Here is a 20,669-nt window from a genome sequence, read left to right on the forward strand (position 1 = left end):
CCGCACACGCCCCCAGACCACGACAAGACACGACACACCCCGGCACCAGACGCACTTGACAGATTACATAGGACCCTCCCAGTACCCTCCTCGCCCGCACCCCTTCGCCCACGGCACGTGCCAAGGAGCAATGCGGATGAGCCCCATCCCGCGCGTCATCAATGCCGATTCCGTTATGGTGGAGGGGGCGGAGTCGGTTCACCCCGCAGACGGTGCGCGGCGCCGCAGTCGGATCCGGTCCCCCCGTACACGATACGATTATGCGCGATACGACTGATGAACGGAGGCATGTATGGCGGTTATCCCGCATGGAAGCGGGGCGGACGCCCAACATCCGCTCAGACACAATGCCGAGGTCCTTGTTGCCGCGCTCATGTGCATCGCGCTGATTTTCGGATTCTTCTCCGTCCAGCAGCATCGCGCTGATCTGCAGGGTGCCACAGCCGGCACCAAGTCGGCAAGCACGGCCATCGCCCATCACAAGGTTTCCTCACCGGACAGTACTCATACGCTCAACCGTTCCGCCGTACCCGCAATCAACACCGAACCGGGCACGCACACGAATACTCAAATCAAGGGCACCACCATCGACTGGCGCGCCCCATCAGGTGGCTCACAGCCGAACCTGTCCGAATACAAGAATCTGAGCATTGCCGTCGATTTATCCGCCCAGCGCGTGTACGTGCGTTCCAGTGGCAAGACCATCTATGCGATGATCGCCAGTACGGGGCTTCATGACAGCACCCCGCACGGGGATTTCACCATCAATGGCCGTGGCGACCATTTCTACAATCCCTCCGACGGCTGGGGCGCTGACTATTGGGTGTCCTTCCGTAACAACGTCTTCCTGTTCCATACCGTGCCCACCAAGCAGGATGCGGGATCGTACGTGGTCAGCGAGGCCGTGAAACTCGGGCATCCGGCATCGCATGGATGCGTGCGTTTGACCCTGTCAGACGCGAAGTGGCTCTATGATCAGGTTCCTGACGGCACGCCCGTGCATATTGGCTGACGTGCCTGGCGTGCGCCGTCTGAAACGCATTGTCTGAAGCACGCTGGATGGACTCGCGGTGAATTGTCGGTGTCGTTTGCGCCCTGCGCGCGAAGTCGGCTGACGTGTCCGCCCGTCTTGCGGTAGCGTGGTAGTCAGGAATCGTCCCGCGTCGTAGCGGGATACGGCTGACGGCTGTCAGCTGACAGCTGACAGAAAGGAGTGCCTATGGGGATGCCGCTTGATCTGTATGTGATCCGGCACGGTGAATCCGAGGCGAACGTGATTATCGAGGCGGGGGAGCAGGGCGATACGTCCCTGTACACGCAGGATAACGTGACGGTGCCGGATCGCTCGTGGCGTTTGACGGCGACCGGCCGCCGCCAGGCCGATTGCATCGGACGCTGGCTGGTCTCCCAGCAGCAACTGTTCGACCGCTATCTGGTCTCGCCGTATGTCCGCGCCCGCGAAACGGCCGCGACTATGGCCTTGCCGAAGGCGAAATGGGAGGAGACCCGGGTGCTGCGCGAACGGTCGTGGGGCGAGATCAACACGATCACGCAGGACGAGTTCAAAACGAACTACGAGCGCAACTGGCTGTTCAAACGTACCGACCCGTTGTACTGGCGCCCGCCGGCAGGTGAATCGATTGCGGATGTCGCCGAGGACCGCGTGCACAACCTGCTCACCTCGCTCAACCGCCGTTCCGAGTCGGAATCGGTGGTCGTGGTCACGCATGGGGACTTCATGCTGGCGATGATGCTCACGCTCGAGGACCTGTCCGATGAGGAGTTCCTGCACCGGGCGGACAGCGACGATTGGAAGATCACGAACTGCACGTGCCTGCATTATTCCCGCCGTGACCCCCATACCGGGCGCACGACCGAACGGCTGCGCTGGGAGCAGACCGCGCGGCCGGTACTCGATCAGGAGACCGGCCGTTGGGAGGTCAAGGTGGAACCGTGGCGCGAGTTCCAGCGTCCGCTGCTGTCGAACGGCGACTTGGTCGATGTCGTCCATTCGGTTGACCCGCATCTGACGCAGTTCGCGAAGTGACCGCCGTGATGCTTCTGCGCTGGCCCGCTCGACGTCACATGATGCGACACGCCTGAAAATCCGCGGGTTTACCGATATCGTCGTGTCTCGTGCCATCGACATCGCTACCATGGTGCAAGGCGTTGGCGCGCATTGCGCGCGCCCGGCGAATTCCAAGAAGAAAAGGAGCGGTAGATGAGCAGCGGCTTGTTTACATGGAAACTGCATGGCGACGGCAAGACATTGAAACCGGGGGAGGTGGTCGAACCCGACGAACGCCTGTCCTGGCCGCGTACCGCCGGCATCGGCGCCCAGCATGTCATCGCGATGTTCGGCGCGACCTTCCTGGTCCCGATCCTCACCGGCTTCGACCCGTCGACGACCCTGTTCTTCACCGCGATGTCGACGGCGCTGTTCCTGCTCATCAACAAGAACAAGCTGCCAAGCTACCTCGGCAGCTCCTTCGGCTTCATCGCCCCGATCGCGGCGGTCACTTCCGCCCATAAGGGCATTGCTGTCGCAAGCTTCGGCATCATGGTCACCGGCCTGCTGCTCGCCCTGGTGGGCGTGCTTGTCCATTTCGCCGGCGCCAAGTGGATCGACAAGATCATGCCTCCGGTGGTCAACGGCGCGATCGTGGCCATCATCGGCTTCAACCTCGCCCCGTCCGTGTGGACGAACTTCCAGAAGGCCCCGGACACCGCGGTGGTGACGCTGGTCGCCGTCCTGCTGATCGGCGTGCTGTTCCGCGGCCTGGTCGGGCGTCTGAACATCCTGCTCGGCGTGCTGGTCGGCTACGCGTACGCGTGCATCCGCGGCCAGGTCGATTTCAAGGCCGTGGAAAGCGCCGCCTGGGTCGGTTTGCCGCAGTTCCATCTGCCTCAGGTCGATTTCTCTATTCTCGCGATGTTCATCCCGGTCGTCCTCGTGCTGGTCGCCGAGAACGTGGGGCACGTCAAGTCGGTAGCCCAGATGACCGGCCGCGACTATGACGACCAGATCGGCACCGCGCTCATGGCCGACGGTATCGGCACCGCGATCGCCGGCTTTGGCGGCGGCTCCGGTACGACCACCTACGGCGAGAACATCGGCGTCATGGCCTCCACGAAGGTGTATTCGACCGCCGCCTACTGGTGTGCGGCGGCGTTCGCGCTGATTTTGAGCCTGTGCCCGAAGTTCGGTGCCGTGATCAACACCATTCCCGCCGGTGTGCTCGGCGGTGTGACCACCTTGCTGTATGGCATGATCGGCATGATCGGCGTGCGTATCTGGGTGGACAACCATGTCAACTTCGACAAGCCGGTCAACGTGATGACCGCGGCCGTCACGATGATCATCGGCATCGCCGACTTCACCTTCGCGGTCAGCGGCGTGCAGTTCAACGGCATCGCCATCGGCACAATCGTCGTGCTCGTCATGTACCACGGCCTCAAGGCCATCGGCAAGGCGACCGGAACGATCGCCAAGGACGATCCGGACGTGCTGTGACCATATGGGCACGACGCTGTTCGACGGGTACATGAATGGTGCATGAATTCGCCGGATGGCATCCCTACTGTTGTGGGCCGCATCCCGTATTCGGGGTGCGGCCCACAACGTTGTATCGCCCGGTTTGTTCGGTATTCGGGTTTATGCGGTTCCTGCCGACCTACCTGCCTGCCGACATTCACTCGGCAGGCAGGTCGTCACCGCTTCTTTCCGCGCTCGACCACGGGTTTGTCGCGATACTGGTCGTCGGGCGTGAAACAGGTGCGGTACACCATCACCATGATCAGGGTGTCGGCCAGCAAGGTGAGCGCGGCGATGGAGGCGAGGATCACGAACTGGTATTTCGCCGCGTTGAGCGGGTCCCCGCCGGCGATGACCTGCCCGGCCATCATGCCCGGGATGGTCACGATGCCGCTTGAGGCGAGCGATGCCGTGGTCGGCAGCAGGCCGAGGCGGATCGAGGAAATCACCGATGGCCGTGAGGCCTCCCAACGGGTCGCGCCCAACGCCAGCAGCGTGTCGACCTCGTCCCGCCGCTCCTTCATGCTCTCGTAGAAGCGGCTCAGCCCTACGGCCAGCGCGGAAACCGTATTGCCCAACAGCATGCCGGTCAGCGGCACCACCAGCTGCGGCGCATACCACGGGTGGGGGCGTACGACCAGTTCCGTGACCATCGAGATCATGATCAGCATGGTGATGACCAAGGTCAACAGTACCGGGCCTGCAAGCCCTTTCGGCACGCCTTTGGCGCGTGACAGGGTGATCTGCACGGCCGCCACCAGCATGACGGCGACCAGTGCGAGCACCAGCCACGGGTTGCCGGATTTGATGACGTAGCCCATGATGAACCCCATGGCGCACAGTTGGACGAGCGCGCGGCATGCGGACCATAGGAGCGTCTTGCCGATGCCCAGATGCATGAGCCAGGACAGTCCGGAGGCGACCATCACCATCGCCAGTGCGATGAGCAGGCCCCAGATGTCGATGGGGTAGGAGGTGCCGGAGGTCCCGGCTGCGGCGAGCACGTCGTGATATGCGCCGGCGTGGGCCAATCCGGTTGCCGTGAGTGCAGTCGTGGTCATCGCAGGCCTCCTTCGTCGAGCGTGACGGTACGGGTGGCGACCCCGTCCGGCGGCCTGTGCCGGATGCGGATGACCGCCATGCCGCGTGCGGCCGCATGGCCGAGGATGGTGGCGACTTTCGCGGCGTTGTCGTCGTCGAGCCCGGCGTCGACCTCGTCGGCGAGCAGCAGTTTCGGATCCGTCAGCAGTGTGCGTGCGAGGCTCACGCGCGCGGCTTGTCCTCCTGAAAGGTCGTGCGGCGCGCGACCAAGATTGATGTCCTCGCAGCCGATGGCGTCGAGGGTGGCGCGGATTTCGGTATCCGGAAGCATATCGACACCGTTGTGCACCGTGCCCCAGATGCCGCTGCGGTGCCGTTTGCCGCGGGGACGGGCATGGGCTTGGGGGTCGGCAGGGTGACTTGTGTCGGGCGAGCTGTCATCCTGCTCGTTGCGGATCGCCAGGGTCCATGGCAATCTGATGACTTCTGCCACGTTGTCGCCGATGAGCACCGGCTTCTGCGGCAGATAGGCGACGCGGCGCCGCCATTGCTGCGGGCTGAATTCCGTTGATGGACGGCCATCGAGGAGCATGGTGCCGCTGGCATGGGGGTTGAGCCGCGCGAATGCGGTGAGCAGGCTGCTTTTCCCCGCGCCTGACGGGCCGACCAGATCGACGATCTCGCCGGCGTCGATGTCGAAGGACAATCCTTGGAAAATGGTCTTCTCGCCGTCCGGCGAGGGGACTGTGCACGTCATGTCGCGTGCGCTGAACAGATGCGTACTCATGGTTCAAGACTATCGCGCCTTGCGTGCGCCGGTCGGTCGCTTCGGGGCGTTTCGCGGATAATCCTCAGCGCCGAATTCCCGGCACCTAATTCTCGGTACCGCCCCTCTACCAAACCAATCTGTGATTACGCTGGGCGTTTTGCTCCTCCTTGCCAGCCGGTAGGCTGGAAACCATGTCAATGTTTGATGATTTCGGCAACATGTTCGGCTTTCCCGGCGGCAGGCGCAACGACGACGACCCCGAGATCGTCGACGTGCAGGTCGACGGCGACGCCAAGGCAGGCTCGTCCGGACCCGCCCGCACGGCCGCGGCCAAGCCGCGCCTTCCCCGCCGTCCTGCGGCCAAGCGGGGGAACCGGCATACCGGTACCGCGGTAGGGCTGACGCTCATTGCGGTACTGGTCGTGGCCGTCGGGCTGTTCTTCGGCCTGTCACGGTTCATCACCGATGTCATGTGGTTCGACCAGCTCGGCTTCCAGCGTGTGATCTGGACTCAGCTCGGCGTGAAGATCGGCTTGTGGGTGGCGTATGCGCTGCTCATGGCGCTGGTCAGCTTCATCGCCGCCATTGCGGCGATCCGCACGAGGCCGGATGGGGCGGACGGGTCGACCGTACGCATCAACGGCGATGTCATCGAGATCGGCAAAGGGGTCAGCACCCGCACCGCCACCCGGGTGGCGGTGGTCATCTCCCTGATTGTCGGGATCATCTTCGGCGCCCAGTTCAACGCGAACTGGTCGCAGATCCTGCTCATGTTCAACGCCCAGCGTTTCGACACCACAGACCCGCAATTCGGGCTGGACAACGGGTTCTACGTGTTCGTGCTGCCGGGCCTGAGACTTGTGATGTCCGCCGTGTCGATGCTGCTGGTCATGGGCATCATCTTCTCCGTGGTCACGCATGTGCTCGTCGGCGGCATCCGCCTGACCATGCCGGTCCATGGACGCGGCCTGTTCGCGATCACCAAGCATGCCCGCCGGCAGATCGGCATCTGGCTGATGCTCAACATGCTGGTCTGGGCGGTCAACCAAGTGCTTGGCGTGTTCTCGAGCCTCACCGCGCAAGGCGATCGCATCACCGGCGCCACGTATACGACGGTCCATGCCACGATCCCGGTCACCTTCATCATGGCCGCCCTGACAGCGATCCTTGGCATGGTGCTGGGCATCTGGCTGATGCGCTCGCACCAGCTCGAAGGCCCCGCACCCGTAGGTGTGCGCGCCAGGGCGGCGCTCAAGGCATGGCGTGTCCCGACCATAGCCATCGCCGCCACCCTCATCGTCGCCTTACTCCTCACCGGCGTCTGGCCGGCGCTCATGCAGCGCTTCCGCGTCAACCCGAACGCGCAGGAGGCGGAATCCTCGTACATCCAGCGCAATATCGACGCCACCAAGCAGGCGTACGGGCTTGACGGCATCAAGGTCGAACAGTATGCGGCGACCACGGAAGGCAAGTCCGGCGCGTTGAGCTCCGATGCGGAAAGCACTGCGCAAATCCGCCTGCTCGACCCGCAGATCGTCTCGCCGACCTTCAAGCAGCTGCAGCAGTCCAAGCAGTATTACACTTTCGCCGACACGCTCGCCGTTGACAAATACACCATCGACGGCACCAGCCAGGACACGGTGATCGCCGCACGCGAACTCAACCTCGACGGCAACGACAACCGCAACTGGGTCAACGACCATACGGTGTACACGCACGGATACGGCGTGGTCGCGGCCTACGGCAACAAGGTCACGGCGGACGGCCAGCCGAAGTTCTTCGAATCCGGCATCCCCACCCAGGGCAAGCTCACCGAGTCTGAACATTACGAGCCGCGCATCTACTTCTCGCCGAACGCCCCAGAGTACTCGATCGTCGGCGCACCCGAAGGCACCAAGTCGTGGGAATTCGACTATCCGACCGGCTCGAAGGGGGCGACCAACACCTTCGACGGCAACGGCGGCCCGCGCATCGGCAACATCTTCACGCGCGTGCTGTACGCGATCCGCTTCGGCTCCGACCAGATCCTGTTCTCCGACCGCGTCAACTCCCAGTCACAGATCCTGTACAACCGCAGCCCCAAGGAGCGCGTTGCCGCCGTGGCGCCGTATCTGACGCTGGACGGCCGCGTCTACCCGGCGGTCGTTGACGGGCGTGTCAAGTGGATTGTGGACGGGTACACCACATCCGACGCCTACCCGTATTCGCAGATGACCGATCTGGGCGCGGCGACCCAGGACTCGACCACCCGCACCTCGCAGACCGTGCAGGGGCTGGGATCGCAGAACGCCAACTACATCAGGAATTCCGTGAAAGCCACGGTCGATGCCTATGACGGCTCGGTCACCCTGTACGCGTGGGATCCCAGCGATCCGGTGCTCAAGGCCTGGCAACGGATCTTCCCGGGCAACTACCATCAGATCTCCGAGATCTCCGGCGATCTGATGAGCCATTTGCGGTATCCGGAAAGCCTGTTCAAGGTCCAGCGCCAGCTGCTGACCAAATACCATGTGGACAGTGCGAGCCAGTTCTTCTCCGGCGAGGATTTCTGGCAGTCGCCGGTCGACCCGACCGAATCGCAGCAGGCCCAGAAGGAGGACGTGCTCCAGCCGCCCTACTACCTGACCTTGCAGACCGGCGGATCCAAAGAACCCGTGTTCTCGCTGACATCCTCGTTCATTCCGGCGGGCTCGTCGACGTCCACGCGTGAGATTCTCACCGGCTTCCTGTCCGTGGACTCCGACGCCGGGAGCACCGCCGGCAGGATCGGGTCGAACTACGGCACCATCAGGCTGCAGGAGCTGCCCAAGGACTCGAACGTTCCCGGTCCTGGCCAGGCGCAGAACAACTTCAACGCGGACGCCGATGTGTCCAAGGAACTCAACTTGCTTGAGTCCGGTTCGACAACCGTCAAGCGGGGCAACCTGCTCACGTTGCCGCTCGGCGGCGGACTCGTGTACGTCGAACCCGTGTACGTGCAGTCCAGCGGCTCCACCCAGTTCCCGTTGCTCAAGAAGGTCCTCGTCGCGTTCGGCGACCAGGTCGGATTTGCCGACACGCTCGACCAGGCACTCGACCAGGTCTTCGGCGGCAATTCCGGCGCGAACGCCGGCGATGTGGACAATCGCACGGCGTCCGACGGTGGGGCGGCGGGCTCAACCGGCTCATCGGGCTCGTCAGGCTCATCCGGTACCGACAACGGGACGACGGGCGACACGTCGGGGTCCACCGGCCAGTCCTCATCCAGTGGCGCGCAAAGCGAGGAGCTGAAGTCCGCGCTCGCCGATGCCGCGCAGGCGATGAAGGATTCCGACGCCGCGATGAAATCCGGCGACTGGGCCGCCTACGGGCAGGCGCAGAAGAAGCTGGAGGATGCCATCAACAAGGCCATAGAGGAGGAAAACAAGACTTCGGCCAGCAAGTAGCCGTCGCAAGCCGCGACAAACCGCCCGGCCCCGCCCGCACTCGTTCGTGCGGCGGGGCCGGGCGGTATTGCGTACAGTTGTGCCGGACGCCGTTGCGCGAGGATCCGCTCACATGATGGCCGGTTGGTTGGCTCGGAATAGCTGGTGGGGCGGCTAGGTCGGTTGCTGTGTGAGGATTGGCTCACATACTGACGGTCAGGGTGGTTCGGAATGGTTGATGTGCCGTTTCGACCGGTCACTGTGTGAGGATCCGCTCACACAACGGCCCTTTCGATTGCGCGAATCGTGGATTTTGCCGGGTCGCCCGTCATTGTGTGAGGATTTGCTCGCACGATGACTGGTTGGGTGGTACTGGACGGTTGTTTGGCCGCCCGCATCCGCCGCTGTGTGAGGATTCGCTCGCACACTGACGGGTTGGGTGGTCTGTCCCGATCGCGTGTTTGGCGATGAGAGGGCCTTTCTCGACGCATCACAATCTGTCAGCGTCTACACAAGCTTCTGCCGACGCTGACAGCGGTCTCAGCGTCGGCAGAAGCTTGTGTGGTTCGGGTTCGGCCGTGGCGCATTCGGTGGTGCCGCAGCAATACCCGGTGTTGTCACAGCTGGTCGGCATCCGGGTCCTCATCCTCGTCCGCGGGGCCGAGCAACACCCGCTCCGTCAAGGACACCGCGATGAGCAACACGCAGGTCAGCACGATAATCATGAATGTCGCCGAGAAAATGAGCGGCATGCGGAACGAGTTGTAGGCAGCTTGCAGCCAGATGCCGAGCCCCCGTCGAGCCCCGAGATATTCCGCCGTGGCGGCGGTCGCGAATGTGTAGGCGGCGCTGATGCGGATGCCGCCGAAAATCTGGCGTGCCGCGACACGCAGCTTCACATGCCATAGCGTCCACACCGGGGTGGCCCCGCAGGTCAGCGCGACATCGACGTAGTAGCGCGGCACGTCCCTGAGCCCGCGGATGGTCTGCACGGCGATGGGGAACAGCCCGAACACGGCGACGATCACGATCTTTCCGCTCGTCTCGAACCCGAACCAGATCAGAAACAGCGGGGCGATGGAAATCAGCGGCATGGTCTGCGCGGCGTACAGCAGCGGAAAGAGCGCGGCGTCCAAGGTTTTCGAAGCGTAGCAGCCGACCCCCACCACAATGCCGGCCGCCACGGCGAACAGGAAACCGATTGCGCCCTCCTCAAGGGTCGTCAAGGTCGCCGGCCACAAGGTCGGCCACGTTTCCACCGTCGCATCCACGATTTGCGTGGGGGAGGGCATGACGGTCTGCGGTACATGCGCAGCCTCGACCCACACCTGCCATATCACGAGAATCGCCAGAACCGCCGCGAACGTGGGCAGCCATCGCAGGTATCGGCGGGAGTGATGGGATTGACGTGATTGACGAGCCATAATCACCTTGCTTTCCGCGCTAGGGCGCACACGCCGCCGGGGAACGCAGTAAGGTGAGGAGCCTGCGTGCCGGTCGGCCGGAACAGTCATTGCCGATTCCATTATCACGAACCCGCAGACCGCACACGAATGTGCCGGGTCTGTCGCCGTTGCGGCCCGAGGAGTGGCACAATGGAACCTATCTTGACATGACGGGAGAGCAGAATGCCGCAGCATAGCGCTGATACCAGGGCAGATGGCAGCACATACACGCGGGCCGGCAGTCCCCGGCGAGGCAGGCGGATTGTCGTGTCCGTCATTGTGATGCTCGTCGTCGTGGCATTGGCCGCAGGGGCGTGTCTGTGGGTGAGATACGCGCGCAGGGGGCAAGCCGGTGACATCGGCGCCACCCAAGCCGTGAACCTGCCTTCTTCCTCGCCGACATTCACCAGCAGCGTGGACGCGAACGGCAACGGCGTGGACGATTACACGGATATCGTCCGCGGAGCCCGCAAGGACGCCGAGGCGATGCCTGCCTACGATACCGGCTACTATCAGGGCGGATACCCGCCGTCCGACCGTGGCGCCTGCACCGATGTCGTCTGGCGGGCGTTCGCCAACGCCGGGTATGACCTCAAAGCCATGGTCGATGCCGACATAGCCGCGCGGCCGCAGGCTTATTCGCGTGTGATTTCCAAACCCGACCCGAATATCGATTTCCGTCGCACCGGCGTGCTTGACGTCTTTTTCAGTACCTACGGCGTGACGCTCGGCACGGATATCCACGGCGATGACTGGGAACAAGGCGACATCGTTGTTTTCGAACATACCCGGCACATTGGCGTCGTCTCCGACCGGCTCGACAAGCAAGGTATGCCGCTGATCATCCACAACATGGGACAGAAACAGCGGGAAAACGATTATCTCGCGTTCCGCACGCATATGGCGGTCACCGGGCATTACCGGTTCGATGCCTCGCGCGTCCCACAATCGGTGATCAAAACCTGGTCCGGACCGTTGCCGCGGTGAACCGTCCCTGACAGCGATGACGGCTGGAAAGGCGGCAATCGCAGGAATACCGAGACCGATGATTGCGTTGCCGGCGCAACAACCCGCCGCCACCACCGTCTGCCGCGTTCGGTCCGCAACAGGCAGCCGCCCGCTCACAAGGATGACCACGCCTGAAGATATCCTTGACACCGCTTGCGTGCCCATGTGTGGCGAACCGTCCGGCCCGTGGTCAACGCGCATGACATCATGACGGCCGGGCGGGGACATGGGGCAGGCGGGGCCGGCCCTCACGTTCGTTCTCTGCCGAATCCGCCCGAATCCAGAGAACGGAACATGTCATGATTCAGGACATCATATGAGCTATCTGCCACAGGCTGCCCGTGCACGGCAGCACACCGCAACATCCATCATCAGCCGCATCCGTGCAGGATTCGCCGCTGCGGCCATCATCGCCGTGATTGCGTCCCTCGGCGCGTGCGGCACCGCCGGAACATCCACGAACGGGCTGACCAAAACCACCTTCATGCTCTCGTGGGCGCCCGACACCAACCATATCGGCGTGTATGTGGCCAAACACAACGGGTATTTCAAACGAGCCGGCCTTGACGTCGATATCGTCGCCGTCGCCCAGGCGGGCGCCGAACAGTCGGTGAACAACGGGGTCGCGGACTTCGCACTGTCCAATCTCACGAATGTCGCCAGCTACAGCCTCAAAGGCGCCACGCTCAAGCAAGTGCTGCAAGTGCAGCGCAAGCCGAGCGCCATCTGGTGCTCACTGGCTTCGAACACATCCATCACACGCCCGCGGGATTTCGACGGGAAAACCTTCGCCACCTTCGGCTCGAACGAATCCGACGCGGTCATCAAGCAGATGATCAAAACCGACGGCGGCAAAGGGCAATTCGACAAGGTGACGGTCGGCACGTCCACATTCCAGACCCTGTCCAGCGGCAAAGCGGATTTCGGCGGGTTCTACGCGACGTGGGAAGGCGTGCAGGCCGATATGTACGGCCCGAAGCTCAACTGCTTCACCGAGCCTGATTACGGGGTGCCCGGCAATGCGGATTCCATCGGCATCATCACCAACAGCAAGACCATCAAGAACAATCCGAAACTGGTCAAGGCCTTCACCCAAGCCGCGCAGCAAGGCTACGAGTATGCGTATGCGCATCCTGACAAAGCGGCGCAGATCCTGGTGGACGAAGCCCCGGAAGCCAACCTCAAGCTCGCGTTCGTCAAGCGCAGCATGCATGTCATCGTAGACGGCCAGTATTGGGGGGATCCGAAGGACATCGCGTCAGGCGAACTCGTGTTCGGCAGCAACGATACGGCGACGGCGCAACAGTATTTCGATTTTCTTGCCCGCGCGGGTGCCTATACAGACGCCTCCGGCAACGTGGTGCATACCACCCCGAAAGCCAAGGATCTGGCCACCGACCGTTTCCTCGGCAAGTGATCCCGCATTCGTGACATCCCGCTGCGCGTGCGCGCCAGGCACGATATCATGGGAGCGGAACCAAGCCGGGGATGTCAACCCGGTATCATGCGCGATCAGGGGAGGGAGTGTATGGATTCGATGACCGACCACGAGGATTCCTCCCGAGGCGCGCCTGCAGCCGGGGAAGACCAGTTGGCGCCCATTTTGCTGGATATGGACACCGGCGTCGATGATGCACTGGCCATCGGGCTGCTCATGGCATATGCGCCCGAGCGGCTGGTCGCCGTCATCGCGACATACGGCAATGTCACACAATCAGTGGCGCAACGCAACACCCGCGATGTCCTTGATTTGCTGGGAGGCGGGTCAATTCCGGTATTCGACGGCTGCCGTTGTCCTTCCTGGGCCGACGGTTTCGTCGCAGACCGGGCATGCGCGCATTTCCATGGGGACAACGGGCTGGCGGACTTGCATGTCCAGGATTACATGCCGGCGCCTGCACGACATGACGGCGCTCCAAGTGTGCGCGGTGGCGGCGCGGTCTACGATTTTTCCGCCAGCGACATCGATTTCACGGTCGCGGGGACGATGAACGCCGGCGCGTTAGGTGCGGATACCCGGCACAGGACCGCCAAGACCCCGGTTTCGTCGTGGACGGATGAGCCGGCCGCGACACAATCCGCCGAGCCTGAATATCTCAAGTCAATGACCCCGCCGATCATCTCCGTGGGCGGGTACCTGCCCAAGCTGCCGGACCTGTCATCGGCACCGCTGCGCGGCCGTAATCTTCTGTCGACACTCACCGAGGAATACGGGCCGGTCGAGATGGCGGTCCGCCCCGCCGATACCGCCGGCGTCCGGGCGATCATCGAGGCGGTTCGCCGATGGGGCAAGAACCTGACGGTAGTGTGCACCGGCCCGTTGACCGACGTCGCTGCGGCGATGATCGAAGCCCCGGACATCATCCCCGATCTGCGACTGGTCATCATGGGCGGCGCCCTCACCCAGCAGGGCAACTGCTTCGATACGGTCAGCGAGACGAATATCCTGCAGGACCCTGAGGCCGCGGATCTGGTCTGCCGTTCGCTCGCCGACATCACCATGGTCGGCCTTGACGTCACACACCGTTGCCTGCTGGGCCGGGAAACGGCGGAACATTGGGCGAACAGTGGTGTGGTGGGACGGTTCTTCACTGATCTGTCCTACTTCATGATCACGGCGAACGAGGAATCCGACCCCATGTTCGCTTCCGGGGCCCCGATGCATGACCCGCTTGCCGTCGCCGCGGCGATTGACCCTTCGCTCATCCGCGTCTTCGACGTCGCGCTGCGGGTCGATACCGCGACCGGCAACCGTGAAGGGGTGCGCGGCAGGACAATCGGAGACGGGTCGCGATTGAACGACCCGTCGGCGCCACGCTGCCATGTCGCCCTCGATGTGGACGTGCCGCGCTTTCTCGACATGCTCGACCGCGGCATCCCGGCCTTGTCGCAGCGGCTGGCATAAGCGGCGAGCCGGCGTGACACCAGTCGATATGATGGGGTGGAACGGCAAGAAAGGCGGCATATGCAACCGGTACAGTCAAACGGGCCCGCGAACGCCCATATCCGCGCCGCGCGCGAAGACGATCTCCAGGCGATTACCGACATCTACAACCAGGCAGTGATCGCAGGCGGTTCGACCGCCGATCTTGTGCCGCGCACCCTCGAACAGCGTCGGCAGTGGGTGCAGTCGCACCACCCACGCGACCGGTATCCGGTCGTGGTGCTCGAAGATGACTCTGGTCGGGTGGTCGCGTTCGGCTCGCTGTCGAAGTTCCATCCGCGTGAAGCGTACGACGGTGTCGTTGAACTCAGCTATTACGTTGATGAGCATGCTCGCCACCACGGGTATGGCACGGCGATGGTCTCATGGCTGCTTGATGCGGCGCGCACGCGCGGCTACCGTATCGCGACCGCGCTGATTTTCGCGTCGAATGCCGGTTCGATCGCGCTGATGAACCATTTCGGGTTCGAACGGTACGGTTTCCTGCCGAAGGCGTGCTTCGACGGCACACGGTATCTGGATATGTCGTACTGGTGTCTGTCGTTGGGTGATGATTGACGGACAGCCTGCCTGATACGGGTTGACCTGGCCTGCGGGCATCGCCAGAGCGGTGCGATGTGCGGCAACGGCGTGGTCTTCCGCCGCGCGGGTACCCGGGTCTGCGGCGGCGAGTAATATAGGCGATTCTGGCAACGAATCGTGAACGGGATCATCCACGGCGTGGCTGCGGCGCAACCATATGATGACGGCGATGAGGGAGAGGAACGGTATGGCATCGGATTTCTGGCTGGTTGTAGGATTGGGCAATCCCGGCAAACAGTACGAGGGCACCCGGCACAACATGGGATTCATGGCGGCGGACGTCCTGGCCGAACGCTGGTCGGTGAACTTCAGCGACCATAAGGGCATCGCGATGCTCGGCAAGGGCGTAATGAACCTGCAAGGCAAGTCGGTCAAGTTCTTCCTCGCCAAACCGCTGACCTACATGAACGAATCCGGCACCGCGGTGGCATCCATCAGCTCCTACTACCAGATCCCGCCCGAGCATATCGTGGTCATTCACGACGACATGGACCTCGACTTCGGCCGCATCAAAGTCAAGGCCGGAGGCTCCGCGGGTGGGCATAACGGCATCAAATCCATCGACCGTTCCCTCGGTACCAACGCGTATGCCCGCGTACGGCTCGGGGTAGGACATGCCCGTCGCGGACCGAACGCGCATGACAACACCGTCAACTGGGTGCTGGGCGGTTTCGGCCCGGACCAGCGCAAGCAGTTGCCTGAATTCCTCGCCGACGGCGCCGACGCCGCGGAAACCATCATCTTCTCCGGACTGAGCCGCGCACAGGAGCAATTCAATGGCCGGTGAGCAGCAGTCGCCCGCTGTGCCGTCCGCCCCCGCTGCACCGTCAGCCGTGTCGCCTGCCGTGCCTCCAGTAGCGCCGACCGCCGGTGCGCTCTCCGGGCTGCTTGAACAGCTGGAGCGTGACCGGTCCTTCCACGACCTGTCGCACGGATTGATCGATGTCCCCGTCAACGAGACCCAGGACCCGGCACTCAATGTGGAAGCCGTATCCGGTATCCGCCCGGCGCTCGCGGCAGCCACGGCAGGGCGAGCGCCCGTGGTCGTCATCGTGCCTTCGGGACGCGAATCCCAAGAGGCTGTCGAGGCGATCCGCAGCTGGTATGACGGCGATCCGCAAGATATAGCGGAACTCGAGGCATGGGAGACACTGCCGCACGAACGGCTCTCCCCGCGTGCAGACACCGTCGCCTCACGTATGGCGGTATTCCGGCGTCTGACGCACCCGGAACCCGGGAACAGCCTGTTCGGGCCGATCAAGATCCTGGTCATGCCGGTGCGCTCGCTGATCCAACCGGTTGTCGCAGGCCTGGGCGACGTTGAACCGCTCGTGTTCACGGCGGGGGAGGAGCTGCCGCTCGACCAGGCTGCGGCCCGTCTTGTCGAGAACGCCTACACCCGTGTCGATCTGGTCATGGATCGCGGACAGTTCGCGGTGCGCGGCGGCATACTCGACGTGTTCCCGCCGACCATCGCTCATCCGGTGCGCATCGAATTCTTCGGCGATGAAATCGACACCATTAAGGAGTTCCACGCCTCCGACCAGCGCACTTACGGCGACGGCCTGCACACTGTCTGGGCGACGCCATGCCGCGAACTGCAGCTGACACAAGCGGTACGTGACCGCGCGAAATCGCTCATCGGACAGATTCCCAACGCCGAGGACATGCTCGCCTCCATCGCGGACGGCATTCCCGTGGAAGGCATGGAATCCCTGATGCCTGCGCTTATTGACGACATGGAGCCGGTGCAGCGCATGTTGCCCCAAGGCGCGGTCATCATGCTCTCCGACCCGGAACGGTTGCGCCGGGCGGCGGACGACCTGACGAAAACAGCCAACGAATTCCTCGCCGCCAGCTGGCATGTCGCGGCCAGCGGCCATGGGGCAGGCGCGCCGATCAGTTTCGACCAGGCGAGTTTCCTTGACTACGAGGAGACCGTCAGCTCGCTCGCCTATTCGCGCGATGAGGTGTGGAAACTCGCTGATTTCGGCGTGGACCCCGGTTTGCCGGGCAATGTGCGCATCGGCGCCAGCTCCCCGCAGGAATACCGTGGCGATGAGTCGAAAGCGGCCACCGGTATCGAAGGGCTGATCGACGCCGGATTCGCCGTGACCATTACCGCCGGCGCCCAAGGCACGCTCGCCCGACTCAAACGAGCCGTCAACGAAACCGGCATCACGCGCTTCGACGTATTGCGTTCGCGCGCCGTCGACGGGTTCGTGGACCGGGACGCGCGAATCGCCTTGCTCACCGAACGCGACCTGACCGGCCGTTCCAGCGCCGTCGGGCAAACCAAGACACCGAAGCGCCGGCGCAAGGCCATCGACCTGATGGAACTCAAACCCGGCGATTACGTGGTTCATGAGCAGCATGGCATCGGGCGATACACCGGCATGCAGCAGCGCCAAATCGGCCCTGCCGGTGCGAAAACGACACGGGAATACCTGGTCGTCGAATACGCGCCCAGTAAACGCAATGCGCCCGCCGACAAACTGTACATCCCCACCGACCAGCTCGACCAGGTCAGCAAATACATCGGCTCTGACGCCCCCAAACTCAACAAACTCGGCGGCTCTGACTGGGCGCAGACCAAGGCGAAAGCCCGCAAGCATGTGCACGAGATCGCCCAGGACCTCGTACGCCTGTATTCAGCCCGTCAACGCACCAAAGGCTTCGCGTTCAGCCCGGACACCCCGTGGCAGAAGGAACTTGAGGACGCCTTCCCGTATCAGGAGACCCCCGACCAGCTGACCACCATCGACGAGGTCAAGGCCGATATGGAGAAACCGGTGCCGATGGACCGTCTGATCTGTGGTGATGTCGGCTTCGGCAAGACTGAGATTGCGGTGCGAGCCGCCTTCAAAGCCATCCAGGACGGCAAGCAGGTGGCGGTCCTCGTGCCGACCACGCTGCTCGTGCAACAGCATTACGAGACGTTTACGGAACGCTACTCGGGCTTCCCGGTGGATGTCGCCGCGATGAGCCGCTTCCAAAGTCCCAAGGAAATCAAGCAGACCATCAAAGGTCTGGAAGACGGGTCGGTTGATGTCGTCATCGGCACGCACAAGCTGCTCAACCCGAAAATCAAGTTCAAGGATCTCGGGCTGCTGATTATCGACGAGGAACAGCGGTTCGGCGTCGAGCATAAGGAAACGCTCAAAGCGTTGCGCACGAACGTCGACGTCCTGTCCCTGTCGGCGACGCCGATCCCGCGCACCTTGGAAATGGCGGTGACCGGCATCCGCGAGATGTCCACGCTCGCCACCCCGCCCGAGGACCGTCTGCCCGTGCTTACGTATGTCGGCCCATACGAGGACGCGCAGGTCACGGCGGCAATCAGGCGCGAGCTGTTGCGCGGTGGCCAGGTGTTCTACGTGCATAACCGCGTTGACTCCATCAGTGCCACGGCAGACAAGATCCACCAGCTGGTGCCCGAGGCGAAAATCGGCGTCGCACACGGCAAGATGGGGGAGAAGCAGCTCGACGCGATCATCCGCGATTTCTGGCATCGCGATATCGACGTGCTCGTATGCACGACAATCATCGAGACCGGGCTGGATATCTCGAACGCGAACACGCTGATCGTCGACCATGCCGACCGTTTCGGATTAAGCCAGCTGCATCAGCTGCGCGGCCGTGTCGGTCGAGGCCGGGAACGCGCGTACGCGTACTTCCTGTACGACCCGTCCAAGCCGATGACCCAGCAGTCGCACGACCGTCTCGCGACCATCGCGCAGAACACGTCGCTTGGGTCGGGCTTCGATGTGGCGATGAAGGATCTCGAGCTGCGTGGCACCGGCAATCTGCTGGGCGACGAGCAGAGTGGGCATATCGAGGGCGTCGGTTTCGACCTGTACGTGCGCATGGTTTCGCAAGCTGTCGAAGAGTACAAGGAGCCTGAGCGCAAGGAATCGGTAGCCGTCAGCATCGATTTGCCGATCGAGGCGTCGATTCCGGTGGATTACATCGATTCCGACAAGCTGAGGCTCGAGGCGTATCGCAAACTCGCCTCGGCGAGGAGCGAACAAGATCTCGACGATGTGCGCGACGAGCTGACCGACCGCTACGGCAAGCCTCCAGTAGAGCTGGATTCGCTGTTCGCCGTGGCCAGACTGCGGAACAAGGCGCGAGATCTTGACATCACCGAAATCATCGCCCAGGGGCGGAACGTGCGTATTCGTGGGATTGAGCCGGCAGAATCCCTGATGATGCGATTGCAGCGCATCTACCCGGGAGCCCAGTACCGGCCACTCACGCGCACGTTGACGATTCCGGCGCCGTTCGCCGGCTCGCTTGGCTCGGGGCCCATGCCCGGCGACCAGGTGATTGCCTGGACCAACCAGCTGCTCGACGACCTGCAATGGAAGCCCAGGGCGGCCGGCAAGTGATTGGCTGGGTGCGCCCGGTGCGATTCACTGGGGTGCGTGGCGTGACCCAATCCCCGCGGTATCTACCCGCCGTGTGACCGATTGGTCGCACCGCCCAGAGATACTAGTGTGATGCAGCCCAATCCCCGTAGTATCTGCCTTCCGTGTGACTGACCGGTCACAGTGCGTAGGGGATTGCCGAGCTTCCCGCATTGTGTCCTCTGCTATCTACCTACGGTGTGACTGTAGTGTCGCATGTCTCCGCAGTTCTCTCGCAGTGTAGCCGTGCTGCCTTCAGCTCCCGGTGTTATCTGCCCCGTGTGCGATTGACATGTCGCGCAACGGTCCGGTTGCCGGAGTGTCCCTGCCGCGAAGGCAGTTATCTGCCCGCCGTGCGCTTGGCCGGTGCACGGTGGCGGGGTTTCCGTTGTCGTTGACATCAGACGTATTGCCATCTTTCCATGGTGTGACGGTCATGTCGCACGCTTGGTCGCGTCTATTATCCACATTCCCTTTCGTGACTTGCCCGGCACCGGAGTGCATCATGTAGTGTCGGCAACATGAATGAGGTAACACAGTTGTCCGGTCTGCTCCAGCAGGCGTGTGGATTGAAACCGCGTCAAGGCGTCGAACCGACCGGCGAAAGACTCGCCCGTGTCTTCGCCGTGACGCTCGAGCGATGCAAACAAGTACAGTCACGGTCCGGCAGGCCGCTGATCTTCGCGTCGACGACCGCGCTGAAACTCGCGTGTGTTGATGTGCCTGTCGAACTCGATCACGATGATGACCTGGCCGTCATCGTGCCTGATCCTGCCGTCCGCAGCCATATCAGGGGAGTGCGGTTCATGGTGTGGGGGTACCCGATGCGAATCATGGTGGTGGACGGCATCCGGTTCGTCACGCCGGACATCGCATGGCTGATGCTCGCGCGCAAGGCGTCGATTGCCGATCTCGTCAAGATCGGCGATGCGATGACACGTCGCGACGCCGATCAGCGTTGGTTCTCCTCGCGGGAACTGGCGCAGTTGATCAGTGACTTCCAACACGAGTCACGATTGGCGGGGCGCAGCAGCCTTCCATCCGGGTTCGACAAGTGTCGTCGCGCCTCGGTATTGGTCCGGGACAACACCGATTCGTTCCGCGAAACCGAGTTGAGATTGCTTCTGGACAGTTACGGGCTGCCTGAAGCGCACGTGAACTATCAGCTGGCTATACCCCAGCATTACGCCCGGTATTTCTTGGATTTGGCATATCCGGACGCCAAAGTCGCAGTGGAATACGACGGCGCCCACCATGCCGGTCAGTGGGAAGCCGACCAGGCCAGGCTCAAGGCGATCGAGGACGCCCACTGGATGCATGTGAGTGTGACGAACAAGGATCTGCGCGATGAAGCGTCCCGGCGCCGGCTTGTTCGCAGCGTGGCGGATAGATTGTCCCGCTCGGGCTGCCAGGTCACGTTGTCGGCCAGGAGGACGAACCGGCAGCTCACTGATGGCCGCCGGATTCGATGGCGGCGCTCCGACGGTGGGGGCGGGACACGTCCTTGAGCCCGCATAAGTATGCATGGTGTT

At 62.9% G+C, this 20,669-nt stretch carries 14 protein-coding genes; 11 read left to right on the forward strand and 3 right to left on the reverse strand.

All coding sequences use genetic code 11. The features are described 5' to 3' along the window. Positions 1-292 precede the first annotated feature (292 nt). From WD012_RS08175 to WD012_RS08185, 3 genes are all read left to right on the forward strand, one after another. Positions 293-1,012 carry a L,D-transpeptidase gene (locus WD012_RS08175; RefSeq protein WP_339563257.1) on the forward strand — a complete coding sequence of 240 codons (720 nt, stop codon included), beginning with the start codon at positions 293-295 and terminating at the stop codon, positions 1,010-1,012. A gap of 207 nt (positions 1,013-1,219) precedes the next feature. Beyond that, the gene (locus tag WD012_RS08180) at positions 1,220-2,047 is read left to right on the forward strand and encodes a histidine phosphatase family protein (protein WP_339563258.1); all 828 of its coding nucleotides are present in this window, start codon (positions 1,220-1,222) and stop codon (positions 2,045-2,047) included. A 174-nt stretch (positions 2,048-2,221) separates the two neighbouring features. Continuing rightward, positions 2,222-3,514 carry a uracil-xanthine permease family protein gene (locus WD012_RS08185; protein WP_339563259.1) on the forward strand — a complete coding sequence of 431 codons (1,293 nt, stop codon included), beginning with the start codon at positions 2,222-2,224 and terminating at the stop codon, positions 3,512-3,514. A gap of 197 nt (positions 3,515-3,711) precedes the next feature. On the opposite strand, the gene WD012_RS08190 is transcribed toward WD012_RS08185, so the two are convergent. After that, positions 3,712-4,596, reverse strand: a complete 885-nt coding sequence (locus WD012_RS08190; RefSeq protein WP_339563260.1) for an ABC transporter permease — start codon at positions 4,594-4,596, stop codon at positions 3,712-3,714. Beyond that, the gene (locus tag WD012_RS08195) at positions 4,593-5,363 is read right to left on the reverse strand and encodes an ABC transporter ATP-binding protein (protein WP_339563261.1); all 771 of its coding nucleotides are present in this window, start codon (positions 5,361-5,363) and stop codon (positions 4,593-4,595) included. The genes WD012_RS08190 and WD012_RS08195 overlap by 4 nt, the downstream gene beginning before the upstream one ends. Positions 5,364-5,536: 173 nt before the next feature. Between WD012_RS08195 and WD012_RS08200 the strand changes: the two genes are divergently transcribed. Continuing rightward, positions 5,537-8,770, forward strand: coding sequence for a UPF0182 family membrane protein (locus WD012_RS08200; RefSeq protein WP_339563262.1), 3,234 nt, complete (start codon positions 5,537-5,539; stop codon positions 8,768-8,770). Between the two features lie 596 nt (positions 8,771-9,366). On the opposite strand, the gene WD012_RS08205 is transcribed toward WD012_RS08200, so the two are convergent. Next, positions 9,367-10,173 carry an ABC transporter permease gene (locus WD012_RS08205; protein ID WP_339563263.1) on the reverse strand — a complete coding sequence of 269 codons (807 nt, stop codon included), beginning with the start codon at positions 10,171-10,173 and terminating at the stop codon, positions 9,367-9,369. A gap of 288 nt (positions 10,174-10,461) precedes the next feature. Here WD012_RS08205 and WD012_RS08210 point away from each other — a divergent pair, with 288 nt between their 5' ends. From WD012_RS08210 to WD012_RS08240, 7 genes are all read left to right on the forward strand, one after another. Next, positions 10,462-11,181 carry a DUF1287 domain-containing protein gene (locus tag WD012_RS08210; RefSeq protein ID WP_339563264.1) on the forward strand — a complete coding sequence of 240 codons (720 nt, stop codon included), beginning with the start codon at positions 10,462-10,464 and terminating at the stop codon, positions 11,179-11,181. A 337-nt stretch (positions 11,182-11,518) separates the two neighbouring features. Continuing rightward, positions 11,519-12,619, forward strand: a complete 1,101-nt coding sequence (locus WD012_RS08215) for an ABC transporter substrate-binding protein (RefSeq protein WP_339563265.1) — start codon at positions 11,519-11,521, stop codon at positions 12,617-12,619. A 111-nt stretch (positions 12,620-12,730) separates the two neighbouring features. Next, a complete protein-coding gene (locus WD012_RS08220) occupies positions 12,731-14,107 on the forward strand; it encodes a nucleoside hydrolase (RefSeq protein ID WP_339563266.1) in 1,377 nt (458 codons plus the stop codon). 60 nt (positions 14,108-14,167) lie between these two features. Continuing rightward, positions 14,168-14,704, forward strand: coding sequence for a GNAT family N-acetyltransferase (locus tag WD012_RS08225; RefSeq protein ID WP_339563267.1), 537 nt, complete (start codon positions 14,168-14,170; stop codon positions 14,702-14,704). A 211-nt stretch (positions 14,705-14,915) separates the two neighbouring features. Further along, the gene (gene pth / locus WD012_RS08230; protein WP_339563268.1) at positions 14,916-15,515 is read left to right on the forward strand and encodes an aminoacyl-tRNA hydrolase; all 600 of its coding nucleotides are present in this window, start codon (positions 14,916-14,918) and stop codon (positions 15,513-15,515) included. After that, positions 15,505-19,119 (forward strand): transcription-repair coupling factor, encoded by a 3,615-nt coding sequence (gene mfd, locus WD012_RS08235; RefSeq protein WP_339563269.1) that lies wholly within the window; start codon positions 15,505-15,507, stop codon positions 19,117-19,119. Before pth ends, mfd begins: the two co-directional genes overlap by 11 nt. A gap of 539 nt (positions 19,120-19,658) precedes the next feature. Then, positions 19,659-20,645, forward strand: coding sequence for a DUF559 domain-containing protein (locus tag WD012_RS08240; RefSeq protein WP_339563270.1), 987 nt, complete (start codon positions 19,659-19,661; stop codon positions 20,643-20,645). Positions 20,646-20,669 lie beyond the last annotated feature (24 nt).

Origin of the sequence: Bifidobacterium thermophilum (genome assembly GCF_037482445.1) — a bacterium.
Taxonomy (GTDB): Bacteria; Actinomycetota; Actinomycetes; order Actinomycetales; family Bifidobacteriaceae; genus Bifidobacterium; species Bifidobacterium thermophilum_B.

Excerpts from the sequence above, each read along its gene's own strand:
- WD012_RS08175 (WP_339563257.1), top strand. The coding sequence starts at position 293 with ATGGCGGTTATCCCGCATGGAAGCGGGGCGGACGCCCAACATCCGCTC.
- WD012_RS08180 (WP_339563258.1), top strand. The coding sequence starts at position 1,220 with ATGGGGATGCCGCTTGATCTGTATGTGATCCGGCACGGTGAATCCGAG.
- WD012_RS08185 (WP_339563259.1), top strand. The coding sequence starts at position 2,222 with ATGAGCAGCGGCTTGTTTACATGGAAACTGCATGGCGACGGCAAGACA.
- WD012_RS08190 (WP_339563260.1), bottom strand. The coding sequence starts at position 4,596 with ATGACCACGACTGCACTCACGGCAACCGGATTGGCCCACGCCGGCGCA.
- WD012_RS08195 (WP_339563261.1), bottom strand. The coding sequence starts at position 5,363 with ATGAGTACGCATCTGTTCAGCGCACGCGACATGACGTGCACAGTCCCC.
- WD012_RS08200 (WP_339563262.1), top strand. The coding sequence starts at position 5,537 with ATGTCAATGTTTGATGATTTCGGCAACATGTTCGGCTTTCCCGGCGGC.
- WD012_RS08205 (WP_339563263.1), bottom strand. The coding sequence starts at position 10,173 with ATGGCTCGTCAATCACGTCAATCCCATCACTCCCGCCGATACCTGCGA.
- WD012_RS08215 (WP_339563265.1), top strand. The coding sequence starts at position 11,519 with ATGAGCTATCTGCCACAGGCTGCCCGTGCACGGCAGCACACCGCAACA.
- WD012_RS08220 (WP_339563266.1), top strand. The coding sequence starts at position 12,731 with ATGGATTCGATGACCGACCACGAGGATTCCTCCCGAGGCGCGCCTGCA.
- WD012_RS08225 (WP_339563267.1), top strand. The coding sequence starts at position 14,168 with ATGCAACCGGTACAGTCAAACGGGCCCGCGAACGCCCATATCCGCGCC.
- pth (WP_339563268.1), top strand. The coding sequence starts at position 14,916 with ATGGCATCGGATTTCTGGCTGGTTGTAGGATTGGGCAATCCCGGCAAA.
- mfd (WP_339563269.1), top strand. The coding sequence starts at position 15,505 with ATGGCCGGTGAGCAGCAGTCGCCCGCTGTGCCGTCCGCCCCCGCTGCA.
- WD012_RS08240 (WP_339563270.1), top strand. The coding sequence starts at position 19,659 with ATGAATGAGGTAACACAGTTGTCCGGTCTGCTCCAGCAGGCGTGTGGA.